General features: G+C 38.9%; 15 protein-coding genes. 3 read left to right on the plus strand and 12 right to left on the minus strand.

The genetic code is table 11. The features are described from left to right. Positions 1–613: 613 nt before the first annotated feature. The 4 genes from ACFIJL_RS04730 to ACFIJL_RS04745 all read right to left on the minus strand — a co-directional run bounded on the left by ACFIJL_RS04730 (position 614) and on the right by ACFIJL_RS04745 (position 5,125). Entirely contained in the window at positions 614–1,468 is an 855-nt protein-coding gene (locus ACFIJL_RS04730; protein ID WP_375623013.1) for an NlpC/P60 family protein, read from the minus strand. A 165-nt stretch (positions 1,469–1,633) separates the two neighbouring features. After that, the gene (locus ACFIJL_RS04735; RefSeq protein WP_375623015.1) at positions 1,634–3,001 is read right to left on the minus strand and encodes a M17 family metallopeptidase; all 1,368 of its coding nucleotides are present in this window, start codon (positions 2,999–3,001) and stop codon (positions 1,634–1,636) included. A gap of 13 nt (positions 3,002–3,014) precedes the next feature. Next, positions 3,015–4,013 (minus strand): type I pantothenate kinase, encoded by a 999-nt coding sequence (gene coaA / locus ACFIJL_RS04740; protein ID WP_273790598.1) that lies wholly within the window; start codon positions 4,011–4,013, stop codon positions 3,015–3,017. A 122-nt stretch (positions 4,014–4,135) separates the two neighbouring features. Further along, entirely contained in the window at positions 4,136–5,125 is a 990-nt protein-coding gene (locus tag ACFIJL_RS04745; RefSeq protein WP_375623017.1) for an asparaginase, read from the minus strand. Between the two features lie 238 nt (positions 5,126–5,363). Between ACFIJL_RS04745 and hslV the strand changes: the two genes are divergently transcribed. Continuing rightward, positions 5,364–5,945 carry an ATP-dependent protease subunit HslV gene (hslV, locus tag ACFIJL_RS04750; protein WP_375623019.1) on the plus strand — a complete coding sequence of 194 codons (582 nt, stop codon included), beginning with the start codon at positions 5,364–5,366 and terminating at the stop codon, positions 5,943–5,945. Beyond that, complete coding sequence (gene hslU / locus ACFIJL_RS04755) at positions 5,946–7,256, plus strand: ATP-dependent protease ATPase subunit HslU (protein ID WP_375623021.1); 1,311 nt, start codon at positions 5,946–5,948, stop codon at positions 7,254–7,256. Positions 7,257–7,275: 19 nt separating this feature from the next. Here hslU and ACFIJL_RS04760 read toward each other — a convergent pair whose 3' ends face one another. The 3 genes from ACFIJL_RS04760 to rpsO form a co-directional block, all read right to left on the minus strand. Beyond that, a complete protein-coding gene (locus ACFIJL_RS04760; RefSeq protein ID WP_375623023.1) occupies positions 7,276–8,271 on the minus strand; it encodes a class I SAM-dependent methyltransferase in 996 nt (331 codons plus the stop codon). Positions 8,272–8,343: 72 nt separating this feature from the next. Further along, positions 8,344–10,539: a polyribonucleotide nucleotidyltransferase gene (gene pnp / locus ACFIJL_RS04765; RefSeq protein WP_375623025.1), complete on the minus strand. Its 2,196-nt coding sequence runs from the start codon at positions 10,537–10,539 to the stop codon at positions 8,344–8,346. Positions 10,540–10,789: 250 nt separating this feature from the next. Further along, entirely contained in the window at positions 10,790–11,059 is a 270-nt protein-coding gene (gene rpsO / locus ACFIJL_RS04770) for a 30S ribosomal protein S15 (protein ID WP_005774142.1), read from the minus strand. A 313-nt stretch (positions 11,060–11,372) separates the two neighbouring features. Here rpsO and ACFIJL_RS04775 point away from each other — a divergent pair, with 313 nt between their 5' ends. Next, positions 11,373–13,001, plus strand: a complete 1,629-nt coding sequence (locus ACFIJL_RS04775; protein ID WP_375623027.1) for an MFS transporter — start codon at positions 11,373–11,375, stop codon at positions 12,999–13,001. A gap of 465 nt (positions 13,002–13,466) precedes the next feature. Here ACFIJL_RS04775 and truB read toward each other — a convergent pair whose 3' ends face one another. The 5 genes from truB to nusA all read right to left on the minus strand — a co-directional run bounded on the left by truB (position 13,467) and on the right by nusA (position 19,748). Then, positions 13,467–14,429, minus strand: coding sequence for a tRNA pseudouridine(55) synthase TruB (truB, locus tag ACFIJL_RS04780; protein WP_375623029.1), 963 nt, complete (start codon positions 14,427–14,429; stop codon positions 13,467–13,469). 4 nt (positions 14,430–14,433) lie between these two features. Beyond that, complete coding sequence (rbfA, locus tag ACFIJL_RS04785) at positions 14,434–14,841, minus strand: 30S ribosome-binding factor RbfA (protein WP_375623031.1); 408 nt, start codon at positions 14,839–14,841, stop codon at positions 14,434–14,436. A 123-nt stretch (positions 14,842–14,964) separates the two neighbouring features. Beyond that, positions 14,965–17,484 (minus strand): translation initiation factor IF-2, encoded by a 2,520-nt coding sequence (infB, locus tag ACFIJL_RS04790; RefSeq protein ID WP_375623033.1) that lies wholly within the window; start codon positions 17,482–17,484, stop codon positions 14,965–14,967. After that, the gene (locus ACFIJL_RS04795; RefSeq protein WP_375623035.1) at positions 17,481–18,116 is read right to left on the minus strand and encodes an RNA-binding protein; all 636 of its coding nucleotides are present in this window, start codon (positions 18,114–18,116) and stop codon (positions 17,481–17,483) included. Before ACFIJL_RS04795 ends, infB begins: the two co-directional genes overlap by 4 nt. After that, positions 18,117–19,748 (minus strand): transcription termination factor NusA, encoded by a 1,632-nt coding sequence (gene nusA / locus ACFIJL_RS04800; protein ID WP_375623037.1) that lies wholly within the window; start codon positions 19,746–19,748, stop codon positions 18,117–18,119. It lies immediately after the preceding gene. Positions 19,749–19,777: the final 29 nt, after the last annotated feature.

The raw sequence follows: 19,777 nt of genomic DNA on the forward strand, positions 1-19,777 counted from the left end.
TCAAATGGTGTCATACGAGTTTATGATTATAATTAACTGTATGATATTTTAATACATATTATTCAGTAAGCCTGTTGATGAGTCTTTACACTATTTAAAGATAGGCGAATATTAATAAAGACTTCTAAATGAATATTGGATATGAGCTTTAAGAAAAGATCAAAAATGCTCTTTTCGAACAATGGGGGCACACTCCTCATATAATACAGAACGCTATTGCGTTGCATATTTATGAGATTGTTTTAAAAAGGCATTTCTTAAAGTACCCAAGTCCATTTCACACTGGCGCCTGAATGGTATAACGATAAAGCCATTGAGCACCACCATCTTTACGCTTATGAAGGAGTAAGCTGGTCCCAATGTTATTATGATAGCTCTTGGTATTTGAGAGCATTCAGAAGGGATATTTTTATTTATACATCAATTTCGCTTGCGATAAACAGGCAAGCGATTTTGATTGATTCAACATAAAAACAGATTTGAAATAAGAGAATTTTACGATATTTAGAATTCTTGACGCAGAGTGAATGATGGATAATTATCCTTATAAATCAATTTATTGTATAATAAAAACATTCAATTAATTTTTTATAAGAGGTATATATTAAGTCTCCTAAATTGGACGGCGTTTTGCGATGGGATATTGATTTTTTTTAGCGATACGCGTAATTGCCTGTTCCAATGGCTCGATCATAACGTCCATAGAAAAACCACTTGCATGAATAATATTTTCATGATCAACCATAATAGCAACATGACCTTTCCAAAAAATCAAATCGCCTCGTTGAAGTTTATCAGTGTCTGTAAGAAGCTTGCCTATAGTTTTTTGCTGCATATCAGTGTCACGTAAAACTATTTGACCGGTCATCATCATCGAGAGTTGGATGAGTCCTGAACAATCAATTCCAAAACCGCTGACCCCACCCCAAAGATAAGGTGTACGGATAAAGGTTTCTGCAACCGTAACATAATCTTCATATACGCGTCCAATGGGGCTGAGATGGTTCGTAATGATTGCTGTTCCATTTTCAAGAATAGAATACTGTGTGTCACGGATTTCAATTTCATCAGCAACACTGACTTTGCTTCCCATAGATAAAGGGAACTCTATCGGTCCATGTAAGTCAGCTTGTAAATATTTAAATGTGCGTGGTACCGAAACCACATGCGTTTGTTTTATGGTTGATGTACAAAGAACTTTTGTATCAATATAACCAACATAACCATCTTTGAGTGATTGTCCCCACGACATTGTTTCCCCTTGTTCAAAAATGAGAAGTTCTTCTCCGAATAAGCATTCTGTTTGTCTTTCACTTTTTTTATTATTTTCTTTAAAAAGTCCAGCAATCGCTGTATTAACGCGTCTTTTTTCACCTTGAACAAAGCGCTGAGCGGTAATTTCTGTTTCAAGACGTTGATCTGCTAGATCATCTCTGAATGCATGGAGTCTTGGGTCTTTAGAGTTCATCTTTTTGCTTTCCATTTTTTTGTTTCTCACCTTTAAATAAACTCATGGAAACTCTATTGGTAAGGTTTCTATCTTCAAACACAACTAAGAACACAGTTTAAAACGATAGCAATTGTTCTTGAAATTGCAAAATTGTCCATTTTTGTGGATATTTTGTGTCAAAATTCATTTTTTAAAAATATTATAAAGGGCACGAATAGTTTGTGCTGATCCACCAATAGGGTACCCTGGTTTTTCTTTTGGAACCCACCCATAAAGGTCGAAATGCGCAAAATGTTCAGCTTTTTCAACAAAAGAATTAAGAAATAAAGCAGCTGTTATAGAACCAGCAAAGCTATTTCCAGTTACATTGTTAAGATCAGCAATTGGTGATGATAACATCTCTTGGTAAGGTTTCCAAAGGGGCATTTGCCAAAGAGGATCAAAGACAGCATGAGCAGATTCAGAAATTTGTTGTGCCCATATTGAATCATTACAATAAAATGCGGGAAGATCTGGTCCTAATGCTATACGGGCTGCCCCTGTTAAAGTAGCCATACAAAGCATGAATTGTGGACTTTCTTCATCACCATAGGTGAGTGCATCGGCAAGAACAAGTCGCCCTTCAGCATCTGTATTGCCTACTTCAACACTTAAGCCTTTACGACTTTTGAGAATATCGCCTGGTCGGTAAGCATTCGCAGAAATTGCATTTTCTACAGCTGGAATCAAAACACGGAGACGGAAAGGCAATTTTGCATCCATGATAAGTTTAGCCAATCCCAAAACGTTTGCCCCACCCCCCATGTCTTTTTTCATAAGCAACATGTTATTGGCTGATTTAATATCGAGTCCTCCAGTATCAAAAGTTACGCCTTTGCCCACCAACGTTATTTTAGGATGATGTTCTTGCCCCCAGAGTAACTCAATCAATCGTGGTGCAGTACTGCCTGCTCGTCCCACGGCATGAATCATTGGAAAGTTATGGGTTAAGAGATCATCTCCACAAATACTTTGGACATGAGCACCATAAATTTTCCCTAGTTGGCGAGTTTCTTCTTCGAGAGCGTCAGTGTTCATATCATTGGCTGGAATATTAATGAGATCACGGACGAAAAAGACAGCTTCATAAATTCGTTGGAGTTCATTAAGATCAACGGCCTCATTGACATGGATGGATAATGATTTGAAAGAAGAATTTTGACGATAGCGATTAAATTGATAGCTACCAAATGCCAATCCAAGATAGGTATTTATTTCATCAGAGGTTGTACCTTCTAAATGCCATTGACCAGCAGGAAGTTTTTGAGCAAGAACTCCTGTGATAAAAGGATCGTTACCATCGCCAATTCCAAATAAAACTTTTTTTAAATGCCCCGTTTCGTGAGGAACAAAGAGTATTTGTCCTGCTTTGCCAGTAAAGTCATTAACTTTTATCCATGCTGTTGTTGATGCATCAAGTGATAAGTTAGCAAGACTTCTTTGGTTTACCAAGATGATAGGGCAACTGTTATCGATACGCGTTGAGGTAAAATGAATGTGGTGGTGCTGCATAGTTATGAGATCCTTATAGTCGTCTAAGTGCGACATATTCGACCAAATGATTTTTTCCCTTTCGTAGAATGAGATTGGACCGTGGTCGTGTTGGCAATATATTTTCCTGTAAATTTTTTAAATTAATCGTTTGCCAAAGATCCTCAGCGATTTTTGAGGCTTCTTTTTCATTGAGGTGGGCATAACGATGAAAATAGGATTCAGGATTTTGAAAAGTTGTTTTACGCAAACGTTTAAAGCGCTCCAAATACCAGTGACGAATGACTTCTGTTTCGGCATCGACATAGATTGAAAAATCAAAAAAATCTGATACGAAAGGAATAGCTTTTCCATCTTTAGGAAGATCACTGACCTGTAATACATTAATACCTTCAACAATTAAAATATCAGGACGATCAATGGTAATTGTCTGATTTTCTAGAACATCATAGGTCATATGTGAGTAAAGTGGGGCACGGACATTTCCGATACCTGCTTTTATAGCCGAAAGAAAGCACAGCAGTTTTTTAATGTCATAGGAATCAGGAAATCCTTTACGATTCATACGATTTTTTTGCTGTAAGATTGCGTTAGGATAGAGAAAACCATCCGTTGTGATTAGATCAACTTTAAGACTAGATGTCCAACGTTTCAACAGTTCTTGAAGAATGCGAGCCGTGGTTGATTTTCCTACAGCTACAGAACCAGCAATTCCAATAATAAAGGGCGTTTTTCTACTCTCTTCTTGATGGAGAAACTGCTGACGTTTGTGAAAAAGTTCCTGTACTGCTTCAACATGGCATGATAACAGACGCGATAAAGAAAGATAAATGCGTTGGACTTCTTTAAGATCGATAGGATCATCAATAGAGCGTAAACGCTTAATTTCATCAAAAGTCAAAGTAAGAGGTGTGTCTTCACGAAACTCTGACCATTCTTGTGCAGTAAAAACACGATAGGGTGAATATCGGTCAGAAACGGATTTGACCAGATTATCTTTCTGATTAATTTTTTGTATAGTCGTATCAATCATTTGTATTTGTCGAGATTTTTTTGCAGCAGCAATTGATTAAGAGCAGACAGATGAGCGGCTTTATTTTCAAATAAATTTTGTTTTGCATGCTCTCTTCTTTTAAGATAATAGATCATTTTTCATTAACTTACAGTCCAGTCATTCCAGTTTGCACGGATTTGTTCTAATGAGTACCCTTGCGCCAAAAAAGCCCATAAAAGTAGACGCGCTTTTACAGCTGATAAATAACCAGACATGAGAGCACCAGAAGCAATCATATCGATTTCTGAGCCTTTATAGCCATAAGTTATACGAGTTGTTGAGCCATTACAACAACGACTAGCAATAATAATTGGTATTTTTTGTGCATATTGTTGTACAAGGTCTGCTTCTTGAAAACTACAGTGTCCTGAACCAAAACCAGCTATAACAAGCCCAGCATAATACCCACTTTCAAGGCAGAATCTCATTAATTGTGCATCAGATGATAAAGAGGAATAGAGGAGTGCAATTTGATGATCGTGATTTTGGGGAAGATCAAACGTTTTTGGGAAAAATTTTCGATCATTAAAATAAATGAGTTTTCCTTCTAAAATAGTTCCCAAAATACCTGCGAGGCCTGATTGAAATGTTTCAATTTTGACGGTATGGCTTTTATACAGCCAATAAGGTGAATGAATTGTGTCATTGATGACAACGAGAACGCCCCTGTTACGACTTTGTGGGGCTGCCGCGACACGAGTTGCTGCTAAAATATTAGCTGGTCCATCAGCGCCTGCTTCATGAGGCATACGCATAGCACCAGTTATAATGAGTGGTTCAGCTTCCTTCCAGTAAAGAGAAAGAAAAAAAGCTGTTTCTTCCAGAGTATCAGTACCTTGCGTTAAAACAATACCTTCTGCACCAGCGTTTATTTGTTGTTTTGCCCAAGCGATTATTTCAAAAAGAATTTTAAAAGATAAAGATCCACTTGGCATTTGTATTAATGTTTGTGCATGAATATCAGCAACGTCATTTAAATTAGGAACATTTTTTATGAGGTTATCTGAGGTTAAAGTCGGTTGCATATGGCCAGAACTATCAGCAGTCATTGCAATTGTTCCACCTAAGGTTCCTATGGCTATTTTTTTCATAATTTTCCTCTAAAGGGTACAAACTGTTTAAATAAAGCTATTTAGCAGTAATTTACATTGACAACAATGATATCATTTTTTCAATTTTAAAAAATTGAGTTATGCTGAATCATTGTGTTTTTCTGTATATGTTCTTAAATAGGACAATAGTATTAAATAGGACAATAGTAATTGAGTTTTACATTGTATGAAAAGAAATCAATATTAAAAAGTAAAGTTAATATTAAGGAGTCTCCTTATGACAGAACATAAGCCAGATATAATGTATGGTACAACGATTATTACGGTACGAAAAGGTGGCAAAGTTGTGATGGCTGGCGACGGTCAGGTCTCTCTTGGACAAACGATTATGAAAGGCAATGCACGTAAAGTCCGTCGTCTTGGAAAAAGCGGAGTGGTTGTTGCTGGTTTTGCAGGTGCTACGGCAGATGCTTTTACATTACTGGAGAGATTGGAAACAAAGCTTGAGCAATATCCTGATCAGCTTATGCGTGCATGTGTAGAACTTGCAAAAGATTGGCGAACAGATCGCTATTTGCGTCGTCTTGAAGCGATGATGCTCGTGGCTGATAAGAAAGTAACTTTGGCTCTAACAGGGCTTGGTGATGTCTTAGAACCAGAAGATGGGGTTATGGCAATTGGCTCTGGAGGAAATTTTGCTCTTTCGGCTGCGCGGGCACTCATGGACTTGGATTTGGATGCAGAAACTATTGCTCGTAAAGCTATGGCTATTGCCGCTAAAATTTGTGTTTACACCAATGATCATTTTACGATTGAAACATTGGATGCAGAATTATCTTCTTTAGAGAAAGCTATTTAAATGTGTGTTGTATTTTCCCCTCGTGAGACTGTTTCAGAACTTGATCGTTTTATTATTGGCCAAAATGATGCCAAACGCTCTGTAGCTATTGCACTGCGCAATCGGTGGCGTAGGCAACAGCTTGATGAGCCGATGCGTGAAGAAGTTATGCCAAAAAATATTTTAATGATAGGGCCAACAGGTGTTGGTAAAACAGGAATCGCACGTCGATTAGCAAAACTTTCTGGAGCACCTTTTGTGAAAGTAGAAGCGACGAAATTTACTGAAGTTGGTTATGTGGGACGTGATGTTGAGCAAATTATTCGAGATCTTGTTGAAATTGCCATTTCTCTTGTACGTGAAAAGAAACGGGATGAAATAAAAGAAAAGGCTCACGTGAATGCTGAAGAGCGCGTTTTAGACGCCCTTGTTGGTAAAACAGCAAGTCCTGCTACCCGTGATAGTTTTCGTAAAAAATTGCGTGAAGGTGAATTGGATGAGAAAGAGATTGAAATTGAAGTAGCCGATAATAATAGCAATAGTGCTTCAACCTTTGATATTCCTGGTATGCCTGGGGCACAAATGGGTATTATGAATTTATCAGATATTTTGGGCAAAATGGGCAGTCGTACAAAAGTCCGTAAAACGACAGTAAAGGATTCTTTTAAACCGCTCATTGATGATGAATCTGAAAAACTCCTTGATCAGGAGCAAATTATTCAAGAGGCGCTTCGTGTTGCTGAAAATGATGGTATTGTTTTTATTGATGAAATTGATAAAATTGCAACCAGAGATGGTGGAGCAAGTGTTGCGATTTCGCGTGAGGGCGTTCAACGTGATCTTTTGCCTTTGGTGGAAGGAACAACAATTGCTACAAAATATGGGCAAATCAAAACAGATCATATTCTTTTTATTGCCTCAGGTGCATTTCATGTTTCCAAGCCATCTGATTTATTACCGGAACTTCAAGGGCGTTTGCCCATCCGTGTGGAGCTCAATCCTTTAACAAGGGAAGATTTACGACGCATTCTAACAGAACCAGAAGCCAGTTTGATTAAACAATATATTGCTCTTATGGCAACGGAAGAGGTTCATTTAGAAATTACCGATGATGCAATTGATGCTTTAGCAGATATTGCTGTAGATTTAAATGCAAGGATTGAAAATATAGGGGCACGTCGTTTGCAAACAGTGATGGAGCGCGTTTTGGATGAGATTTCTTTTACGGCGCCTGATAAAGCTGGAACATCGTTTAAAATTGATGCTGCTTACGTAAGAAAATCTATTGGCGAGCTTGCTGCTGATATCGATCTTTCCCGTTTTATTCTTTGAAAGTTATTGCTTGTTTTGTTTATCTGCGCGCTTCGATAATTTTGAAACCATGGGCTTGTTCATGTATCAACACTGTGCGGAAAATATTTTTTAATAATGTTTCATAAGGCAGGTGGCGGTTTGCAACAAAAAGCAGACTGCCGCTTGGTTTTAAGCACTTTGCAGCATTTATAATAAAATTTTTTCCTAATGAAACATCTGTTGTTTGTTGTGTGTGAAACGGTGGATTTGAAATAATTGTATCATACAGATTTGTGACAGGCTCATGCACCAGGTCATGCCAATAAAAATGAATTGGAAAAGGAGCTGTTATGGATTTAAGGTGCCATTTTGCTGCTCTCAAAGCGTTGTAGTCTGCTTCATAAAGATCAAGGGACGTAAGTTTTACATTGCTTTCAAGTGCAACGTGAGAAAGAAAGCCCCAGCCAGCACCAAAATCAGCTGTTTTTCCAGAAATAACTTTGGGTATATAAGAAGCAAGGGCAGCAGATCCTGGATCAATGCGACCGTGTGAGAACATACCAGAAGCGGTTTGAAATTTACCAAAAGTGAGCGGTGGTGAGCGCAATTGCGCAATGTTATGTCTCTCAATTTGTGGAGGAACTTGTAACCAAAATACAAGACCATGATTTTTAGATAATTTATTGGTGATGGGAACAATTGTTTTGACCCATTTCATCATTGAAGCAGCGCCAGCAGTTTTATTCCCACTGATTACAATCCATCCATTGGGTTTAACGCATTCTAATAAATCAAGAAAACAATTTTGGTTCAAACCACGATATTTGCTCAAATGTAAAAATGCACCATCATAGCTGAAGGTTTTATCTATTTGAGGAGAGCAGTGAAATTGAGTATCGACAAATTTTAAAAAATCTGGTCGCCAAGGCGTAATAACTTTTAAATTTTGTGCCCATTCTGGAGCTGGGATTTCTGTTAAACCAAAACTTAGCCAACACTGGTTTGGGTCAGGATACGGGAGTTCATGATTTTCAAAAGGCAAAAATAATAACACATAGGGCTCTTTCAAAGAAAAATGCCACTCCAATATTGGGATGGCATTTCATGATACGATAAGAGAAAAAATTTACTCTTCTTGTTTCTTACGACGGCGCTTATTTTCAGGTTGTTTTTTTTCATCCACGCACTTTTCTTCATTCATCGCTTTATCACCGGTGATTTCCTTTCCGGTTGTTTGATCAACGACCTTCATTGATAACCGAACTTTTCCACGCTCATCAAAGCCCATTAATTTAACCCAAACCTTATCACCTTCTTTAATAATATCGGTTGTTTTGGCAACGCGTTCTGATGCAAGTTGAGAGATATGAACAAGCCCATCACGAGAACCAAAGAAGTTTATAAATGCACCAAATTCTGCAGTTTTTACAACTGTTCCTTGGTAGATAGCACCAACTTCAGGTTCATCAACAATAGAATGGATCCAACGTTTTGCTGCTTCAATGGTTTTAGCATCAGCAGAAGCAATTTTAATGGTACCATCATCATCAATATTAATTTTTGCTCCCGTTTGTTCCACGATTTCCCGAATAACTTTACCACCAGAGCCGATAACATCACGGATTTTATCGACAGAAATATTCATAACTTCGATTCGCGGAGAAAATTCACTCAGCTCAGCACGTGCACTGGTTAAAGCTTTCGCCATTTCATTAAGGATATGGATTCGGCCACCTTTGGCTTGTTCAAGCGCGATTTTCATAATCTCTTCGGTAATACCATCAATTTTGATATCCATTTGCAAGGCAGTAATACCATTTTCTGTTCCTGCGACTTTAAAATCCATATCTCCAAGATGATCTTCATCCCCTAAAATATCAGAAAGAACAGCAAAGCGTTCTCCTTCTTTAATCAAACCCATAGCAATACCAGCAACAGGGCGTGCGAGAGGAACACCAGCATCCATGAGAGCAAGTGAGGTTCCACAAACCGTTGCCATAGAAGAAGATCCATTGGATTCAGTGATTTCTGAGACAGCACGAATGGTATAAGGAAAAGATTCTTTCGTTGGCAACATGGGGTGAATTGCCCTCCATGCCAATTTGCCATGTCCAATTTCACGACGACCAGGAGAACCAAGGCGTCCTGTTTCACCCACTGAAAATGGTGGAAAATTGTAATGGAGAAGGAACGTTTCCTTATACATACCCGTTAAGGCATCAACATATTGTTCATCTTCGCCAGTTCCCAGTGTTGCAACGACAATAGCTTGCGTTTCTCCGCGAGTAAAGAGTGCTGATCCATGTGTACGGGGTAAAATACTCACTTCTGATTGGATTGGGCGCACAGTAGAAAGATCGCGTCCATCAATACGCTTTTGTGTATCAAGAATGTTCCCGCGAACAATTTTTGCTTGCAATTGTTTAAATACCGTTGCAATCTGATCTGTACTGAATTGACAGTCTTCTTCTGTTTCTGGCATAAATTTATTGATGATTTCTGTTTTTAGTGCATCAATTGCAGCATAACGTTCTTGCTTATCAGTAATTGTGTAAGCCTTTCGTATATCTTTTTCTGCCATTTTCTGCATCGCTTTTTCAAGTTCAGAAAGATCTTCAGGAACAAAATCACGAGGATCTTTTGCAGCAACTTCAGCAAGCTTTATAATGGCATCAAGGACAGGTTGAAGGCCTTTGTGACCAAACATCACGGCCCCCAACATGATATCTTCTGGTAATTCTTGTGCTTCTGATTCAACCATCAAAACAGCACTTTCTGTTCCAGCAACAACAAGATCAAGTTTTGATTCGGGCATTTCATCGATATGAGGATTAAGAACATATTGTCCATTACAATAGCCAACGCGTGCACCAGCTATAGGTCCCATGAAAGGAACACCTGACAGGGTCAATGCGGCAGAAGATGCAATCATCGCAAGGATATCGGGATTGTTTTCGAGATCATGCTGTATAACGGAAACAATAACTTGTGTATCATTTTTATATCCCTCAACGAAAAGGGGACGAATTGGGCGATCAATCAAACGTGAAACCAAAGTTTCATTTTCACTTGGTCGACTTTCACGTTTTAAATAGCCTCCAGGTATTCGACCAACAGCATAGGATTTTTCTTGATAATTAACAGTGAGTGGAAAAAAGTCCTGGTCTGGTTTTGGGCTTTTGGCCGATACAACGGTTGCTAAGACAATAGTTTCTCCATAGGTAGCAATCACTGCACCATCAGCTTGACGCGCTATTTTCCCTGTCTCAAGGGTGAGAGGACGCCCAGCCCATTCAATTTCTATCTTGTGCGTTTTGAACATTTTTTATCCTTAATGACCAGTGTTTAAATCTTTGATTGCTTACATTCTGGTTGTGCATAGCATATTTGCAAATTCTGGGGTGAACAACAAATTACTTCCTTTGTTACGACGAAGAGAGAAGTAAATCGTATTAAATGTGAAACGATGAGCAGTCCTATCCCATAATAACTTATCAGTTTTTAAAATTTTTAATTAAAGGCAACACATTGAAAAAATGGGTGGTTTTTTTAATACCACCTCCATTTTTCTTTTAGCGACGTAAACCTAACTTCTTTATAAGTGTCTGATAACGATTTTGATCAACTCCTTTAAGATAATCAAGAAGGCGCCGGCGTTGAGACACCATCTTCAAAAGACCACGACGAGAATGATTATCTTTTTTGTGAGATTTAAAATGGTTTGTTAAATTAGAAATACGTTCAGAAAGTACAGCAATCTGTACTTCTGGTGATCCTGTATCACCAACTTTGTTTGCGTATTCTGCGACAAGAGCTTGTTTACGTTCAGCTGTAATCGACATCGTATTATCCTTTCCAAAAACGAAGAAACATAAAGTCACCCATAGCCGAGATGTCGTTCAGCAAGGGTCTGTGAGAAAACAGGAAAAGTCGAAGACTCTTACCTAATTTCGTTCTTATATAGGAAAGAAGGTTAAAATACTAGTCCTTGACAGCATTTTGAAGTCTTTCTTTAAATAAAAGCTTTTGTTTTGAAATATTGATTTAAATAGAGTTTTATGAGAAGTTTTTAAAGAATTATGCATCCTTTTGATACAAAGATTATGAGCGTGTGTGTGTGGTAACAAAAGTGATAAATACCGTTGGAGGAAAAAGATGCAGAGCATTTCAACATTAAAACTTTTTCGTAATGCGGTATTTCGAAATTTATGGTCATCTACTCTTATTTCTAATTTAGGGGGGCTGATACAGGCTGTTGGAGCAGGGTGGTTAATGGCGTTGATTAGTTCTTCGCATTCCATGGTTGGGCTAGTTCAAAGTGCCACAACATTACCACTTGTTATGTTTTCTTTGATGGCAGGGGCATTAGCTGATAATTTTAATCGGCGTCAAATTATGTTGTGTGCACAGATTATGATGATGGTCATATCCATGAGTTTATCTGTTTTAGCCTATATGGGATTTCTAACACCTTGGCTTTTGTTATGTTTTACGTTTTTGATTGGATGTGGCACAGCTTTTTATAATCCTTCTTGGCAAGCTACGATAGGAGATATTGTGAGCAGGGAAAATATTCCTGCTGCTGTTAGTTTGAATAGTGTCGGCTTTAATTTAATGCGGAGTGTTGGTCCTGCTATTGGTGGTGCCATCATTGCAACTTTGGGGGCATCTGCTGCTTTTTTGTTTAATGCTATAAGCTATATTCCTCTTATTGGTGCGTTATTTTTCTGGAAGTCGAATTATGAAAACAACTCATTACCACGAGAAAGGCTATTAGGAGCTGTCTCAGATGGTTTGCGTTATGTTGCGATGTCACCTAATCTCTTAAGTATTATGGTTCGAGCGTTCCTTTTCGGTATAGGAGCAATTTCGATTTTAGCACTTTTGCCAATTGTTGCACATAAAGTTCTTGGAGGAAGTGCCCTTCTTTATGGTACATTGCTCGGTTGTTTTGGGTTAGGAGCCATGACCGCAGGTATTATTAATGCAGTTGTACGGCATCATTTTCGTTCAGAAACAATTATTGCAAGTGCATTTATTGGTTTTGCCTTTTCTTGCTTTTTATTGGGAATCAGCCGTTCCCTGATTATAAGCCATATTGCTTTATTTCCTGCAGGGTTATGTTGGGTTTTGGCATTATCATTGTTTAATACATCTGTACAACTCTCTACACCACGCTGGGTTGTTGCACGTTCTTTAGCACTTTATCAAACGGCATCTTATGGGGGGATGGCTATTGGAAGTGCAATCTGGGGAGTTTTGGCTGATGGTTATTCTCCAACAATTGCTTTGAGCGTTTGTTCTCTATTCTTGATTTTTGGCGCTCTTGCGGGGGTAAAATTTAGCATTCAAGAAATTCCTCAGATAGATTTAAATCCTCTTGATCATTTTAGAGAACCGGAATTATTACTTGACCTCAAAGCAAGAAGTGGCCCGATCATGATAATGATCGATTATAAAATTCATGAAAATGATCTTGAAGAGTTTCTCAAAGTGATGACGCGTCGACGCCATATTCGATTACGTGATGGTGCGCGTCAGTGGGTCCTGTTACGAGATCTTGAAAGACCTGAATATTGGACAGAGGCTTATCATATGCCAACATGGGTAGACTATTTACGCCATAATCATCGTCGTACAAAAGCAGATGCAGAAGTCAATAAGCGTCTGCGCCATTTAAATTGTGCTCCTAATGGTATAAGAGTGCACCGCATGATTGAACGCCAAACAATACCGCAAGCCAATGAGATGCTTTTAAAAGTTTCCTCTGATCATCTCCCTTAAGGTTAAAACAGTTTTTGTAAATATTAATTATGTTAATGTTATTTCGATTAATTTGTTAGCATAAGTACAATAACAAAAAATTGCTGTTTTAATAGTTAATTAATTGATTTATAATGATTATTTGCCATTTTCATGTTGAGTGATAGTCTTAAAAATCTTAAGCTGTTCTCATTTCAAATCTGTTTAGAGTAAATCAGTCTACATCTTCGCTTGCACATTACAAACGAGGATTAAAATGTGAGTAAAAAACGATTGAAAAAGAAATAAAAAACCACTTATGAATCTCTTGAAATGCAAGGATTATTGCGACATTAAGAGGAAAAAGTGTGTGGTGGTATTAGCTTATAGCACTGACTTAAATTTTGATATGAATACGGTAAATATAGACAATGAAAAGCACCATATTTTTCTTAATTGATAGAGAAAAATATCTTTCCGCAAAAGGTGGTTGTGGAAAAGAATCGATTAAATTGAGAAAATCCGCTTTGGTTTAAATAGACTTTTGTCGAGAATGCCAATAGCAAGAAGTTGTTCCTTATAGAGGACACAAACTTCCTCTTCATCAAGAGGTATTTTATGATGATTCAAGAGGATAGAATGACCATTTATAATTCTCTGTGCTTGAGTTTCATTAAGGATATAGTGAGGGAGGCAATCCAATGCGGCACTTGTGTCAATTAAGAGCCCATCGAGTGTTGAGAAGTTTTTTTCAAAAGAACGATTATTCTCATCTGTAGTGTTTTTATTTGGCGGAATGGCCGCTTTTAGTTCCTCCCATGTAATGAGATCTTCTTCATCAAAAGGTGCAACGGCAATACGTCTTAAATCAGCAATATGCCCATAGCAACCGAGATCACGTCCCATATCGCGTGCTAAAGAGCGCACATAAGTTCCTTTTCCGCAGGTTATTTCAAAGACAGAATGCTCTTTGGTAGGCATTTCTAATAACTTGAAAGTTTCTATTTCCACTTCACGGGGCGGAATTTCAACAACTTCTCCTTCACGCGCTAAATCATAGGCACGATTTCCGGCAATTTTGATTGCTGAAAATTGTGGAGGTGTTTGTAAAATAACACCTGTATATTGAGGAAGAAGAGCAAGTATTTCTTCTTGTGTTGGACGATTGAGAGAAGTTTTCGTTATTTCTCCTTCTAGATCATCTGTTGAGCGCTCTTGCCCCCAAGCAATATGAAAACGGTAAGTTTTTTTGCCTTGCATCACGTAAGGGACGGTTTTGGTTGCTTCGCCCAATGCAATGGGAAGGAGACCAGAAGCAAGAGGATCAAGTGTACCCGCATGTCCTGCCTTTTGAGCATGGAAGAGCCATTTGATTTGTGAGACAGCTTCTGTTGATTTCATTCCTTTTGGTTTATCAAATATGACCCAGCCAGAAACAGGACGCCCTTTTTTCTTGTGTTGCCGCGCCATATCTTTAATCCTCATCTGTATCACTATGGTGAAGATCGCGTGCAACCTCAGGCGAGCGAAGGAGGGCATCAATTTTTGAAAAATTATCAAAGCTATTATCAAGTCGGAAACGCAGTTCTGGCATATATTTCATTTGTCGCAACGCATGACTGATTTCTCCACGGAGAAAACGACTATGTTTATTGAGGGTATCAACAACATCGGTATGAGAAGCATTTTTAAGAGTACTGAGAGGTGATACAAAGCAAGTAGCAATTTTTAAATCTGGTGACATGCGTACTTCAGAGACAGAAATAACAATATCTTTCAAGACATCATCAAGTAAAATACCACGCTGTAGTATATGCGCTACTGCGTGACGTACTTGCTCTGCTACTCTAAGTTGTCGTTGTGATGGCCCTGCATTTTTCATCAAAGTTTTATCCCTGCTACAAGATCTCTTTTTTAATCATCAAGATAAGGAAAAAAGAGACATTGTTTATAAAATCCAATCACTTTAACTCTGTCGTGAAATGAGGAAAGTTATTGGATTATTTTATAATGTGCGGTTAATATGTTCGATACGGAAGGTCTCAATGATGTCTCCTGCGCGCATGTCTTCATAATTTTCAAAGGCTATTCCACATTCTTGACCACTTTGCACTTCATTGACTTCATCCTTAAAGCGTTTGAGTGTTTTCAGCTTTCCTTCGTGAATAACGATATTATCGCGGATAAGGCGAACACCGGCTCCTCGTTCTATTTTACCTTCTGTAACACGACATCCTGCAACTTTTCCAATTTTTGTAATGTTAAAGACTTCTAGAATTTCAGCATTACCAAGGAAAGTTTCACGCTGTTCTGGTGAGAGTAATCCAGACATAGCAGCCTTGATATCGTCAACAAGATCATAAATGATGTTGTAATAACGAATTTCAATTCCTTGTGTTTTAGCAAAATCACGTGCTTGCTTATTGGCTCGAACATTAAAGCCAATTACAGCAGAGTTAGAAGCTTCCGCAAGGGAAATATCACTTTCGGTAATTCCTCCAGCACCAGAATGTACAATACGCGCACGAACCTCGTCATTTCCGAGTTTTTCTAATGCTGAAGCGATTGCTTCAATTGATCCTTGTACATCCCCTTTTATAATAAGAGAAAATTCCTTAACACCAGTCGTTTGCAATTTTGTCATCATCTGTTCAAGAGAACCACGTGAACCAGTTTGCCGTGCAACAGCTTTATCACGTGCTAATCGTTGACGATATTCAGAAATTTCACGTGCTTTTGCTTCATGTGTGACAACAGCAAAACGGTCTCCAGCTTGTGGTGTACCTTGCATGCCTAAAATTTCAATTGGTGTAGAGGGAACGGCTTCTTTGACATGGCGGCCATGGTCGTCAATCAAAGCACGCACACGCCCCCATTCATTTCCGGCAACTATAATATCAGAAGGGTGTAATGTACCTTTTTGAACAAGAACTGTTGCAACAGATCCGCGTCCGCGATCCAATTTGGCTTCAATGATAACGCCCTCTGCAGTTCGTTGAGGATCTGCTTTCAGATCAAGCATTTCAGCCTGAAGAAGGATAGCTTCGAGAAGTTTATCAAGATTTTGACCAGTTTTAGCAGAAACTTCAACGTCCAAAGTTTCTCCGCCCATAGTTTCAACAAACACTTCATGTTGTAGAAGTTCTGTACGTACTTTTTGTGCATTTGCAGCTGGTTTATCAATTTTGTTGATAGCAACAATGATAGGTACACCAGCGGCCTTCGCATGATTGATTGATTCAATCGTTTGAGGCATAACACTATCATCAGCGGCTACAACGAGAACAGCAATATCAGTAACACGAGCTCCACGTGCACGCATAGCCGTAAATGCAGCATGCCCTGGTGTATCAATAAAGGTAATTTTTTGACCGTTTTGTTCTACTTGATAGGCACCAATATGCTGCGTAATACCTCCTGCTTCGCCAGAAACAACATTTGCTTTGCGAATAGCATCTAAAAGAGAAGTTTTCCCGTGGTCAACATGGCCCATAATGGTCACAACAGGGGGACGCTGCTGCATGTTTTGAGGATTATCTGTTATATTAAAGATACCTTCTTCTACATCAGATTCTAAAACACGTTTAACAGTATGTCCAAATTCAACAGCGATGAGTTCGGCAACATCTGCATCAATAACATCGCCAGGTTTCATCATTTGTCCTTGTTTCATCAAGAATTTAATCACATCAACAGAACGCTCAGTCATACGTTGTGCGAGCTCTTGAATGGTAATCGTTTCAGGAAGAACAACTTCGCGAGAAATTTTTTCTCTTGGTTCTTGATTTTGTGCACGCTTAAACTTTTCCTGTCTACGCCGCATTGCAGCCATTGAGCGCCCACGTGCGCTTCCTTCTTCATCCAGTGCACTATTCAGAGTTAGTTTTCCGCGTCGCCGCTCATCAGCTCCTTTGACAACTTTTGGTACACGTATTTCTGATTTAGCAGGATTAGCACGTCGACTATGCCGTTCTTCCTCTTTATTGTCATCTATTTTGCGTTTTTCAACCACGGTTGTATTTTTAGGCGCAATAGGAATATCTGTCTGTTCAATGAGAGGGGGAACAGGTGGAGTCTGTACTAGCGATATTTCTTCTTCTTGTTGGAGATGTATTTCTTTTTCTTTAATTTCTTGCTGTAAAATTTCTTCACGCTCTTTAGCGCGTCTTGCTTCTTCTTCGGCTTGTTCTCGCGTTATTCTTTCTTGGATATGTGCTTCTTCTAATGCGCGAAGTCTTGCTTCCATTTCAGTTGATGAAAGATTGCTTTTGGCCACAGATTCTTGAGGCTTTTTTCCCTCAAAACGCGGTTTAGAACGCTGGGGGGCCACATGCGGCTTTGTAATGGGCTGTAGGGTTTCAGTTTTTTCATCAGGTCGCGTAATTTTACGCCGTTTGGTTTCGACAACGACAGCCTTCGTACGGCCATGACTAAAATTTTGTTTGACCGTGCTCGTTTCCAAGACAGACCTCTTGAGAGTTAGTGTCTTCTTGACGGTTGTTTTGTCGTTGTTATTTTCACTCATTGTACTTCCTTCACGGCTTGTGCCGTCATCTCACTAGACTTACTATGCTTGTCGTCACGATAGCTGATCAATTTACATGTCGCTTTGAGAAATCCTTCAGCAGCTTTTGTGTCCAATAAAGCGGCGTGCATTACAGGATTAGAGCCAAAAGCCACGCGCATTTCATCACTTGTAAATAAAGATATGGTTTTTATAGTCTGATTTGTTTGTTGTTGTATTGAATGGATGGCCTGTGCAATTTTTTGTTTCCCATTTTCTGTTGTTTCTTTAGCATGAAGTACAAGAATAACTTTACCAGAGCGGATAGCAGCGTCAACCTTTGTTGCTCCCATAACAATTGCTCCCGCTTTTCGTGCCATGGAAAGGCTTGAAAGAGCGGCTTTTAGTAAAAGCGTATCAACAACATGCACAAGATTTGGTGCAACCTCAACATCTGTTTTAAAATTTCTATGAAAAGCTTTTTGTTCAATTGCTTTCTCAATAACAGCGTGATGGGCAGAAATCCAAACGCCACGCCCTGGTAAATTCGCTTTAAGATCAGGAACAATTTGGTTATTGGGACCAATAACAAAACGGATCAGCGTTTGTGCTGAAGCATTTTTTCGGGTCACAATGCAAGTCCGTTCATTCATTTAAAGTGTATCCACATCCAAATCATCTGTTTTTTCATTTTCTGTAGAATTTTCATTTTCTACAGGATTTTCTGTAACAAGATCAGCTTGGTCTATCCAGCCTGCTTGTACACGTGCGGCTAAAACCATAGCTTCTGCATCAGCGCGTGTAATGTCAAAAGGGGTCAGAATACCAGAAAAATTCTGTGTTTGACCTTCTTTACGTTCTCTCCAACCAGCTAAATCATCAACGGCATAGCCAGCAAAGTCTTCTATTGTTTTTACACCATCCTCACCAACAGCAACCAACATAGCACTTGTCATTCCGGGAAGTGTTCGTAATTCGTCAGAAACTCCGAGTTTTTTGCGTTTTTCATCAAGTTCTTTTTCTTGATGATCAAGATATTCGCGGGCACGACTTTGGATTTCAGCGGCGGTATCATTGTCAAAACCATCAATAGAAGCGATTTCTTCAAGATCAATATAGGCGATTTCTTCAATAGAAGAAAAACCCTCTGATGCCATAACCTGTCCGATCATTTCGTCAACCTCTAAGGCTTCCATAAACAATTTACTGCGTTCAGTAAATTCTTTTTGACGATTTTCAGATTCTTCCTTTTCCGTTAAAATATCAATGTTCCATCCTGTTAGTTGCGAAGCCAAGCGGACATTTTGCCCACGTCGTCCAATAGCAAGGCTAAGTTGATCATCTGGTACAATAACTTCAATCCGCTCAGCATCTTCATCAAGGATGATTTTAGAAACTTCAGCAGGTTGAAGTGCATTAACGACAAATGTTGCCGCATCAGGCGACCAAGGAATAATATCAATTTTTTCGCCTTGTAATTCAGCAACAACAGCTTGTACGCGGCTTCCTCGCATTCCAACGCATGCTCCAACAGGATCAATGGAACCATCGCGTGAAACAACGGCGATTTTAGCCCGTGAACCTGGATCACGAGCAACAGATTTGATTTCTATAATACCATCATAAATTTCTGGCACTTCCATAGTGAAAAGTTTTACCATAAATTGGGGATGTGTGCGTGAAAGGAAAATTTGTGGTCCACGCGTTTCACGGTGTACATCATTGACGAAAGCACGAATACGATCTCCATAGCGGAATGATTCACGAGGAATTAATTCATCACGGCGCACAATAGCTTCACCGCGCCCTAGATCAACGATGACGTTACCATATTCCACACGCTTAACTGTACCAGAAATAATTTCACCAACTTTATTTTTGAATTCTTCATATTGCTGATCACGCTCTGCATCACGTACTTTTTGTACAATAACCTGTTTAGCAGATTGCGCTGCGATACGTCCAAAATCCATAGGAGGTAAAAGATCAGCAAAAAAATCACCAACTTTTGCTTCTGCTTGACGTTTGAGTGCATCGGACAAAGTAATTTCCGTTGTATAGTCTTCAACGACATCAACAATTTTAAGCAAGCGTTGTAATTTAATTTCACCTGTTTTGGAATTGATTTCAGCACGGATATTGGTCTCTTGACCATAACGAGAACGTGCTGCTTTCTGAATAGCGTCAGCCATCGCAGAAATGACAATTTCACGGTCGATCGACTTTTCACGTGCAACAGCATCTGCAATTTGCAGAATCTCAAGCCTGTTAGCGCTTGTAGCCATCAATTTTCTCCTTCTTTGTGTCACACGAT

The organism is Bartonella sp. TT119HLJHH (assembly GCF_042193385.1).
GTDB lineage: Bacteria > Pseudomonadota > Alphaproteobacteria > Rhizobiales > Rhizobiaceae > Bartonella.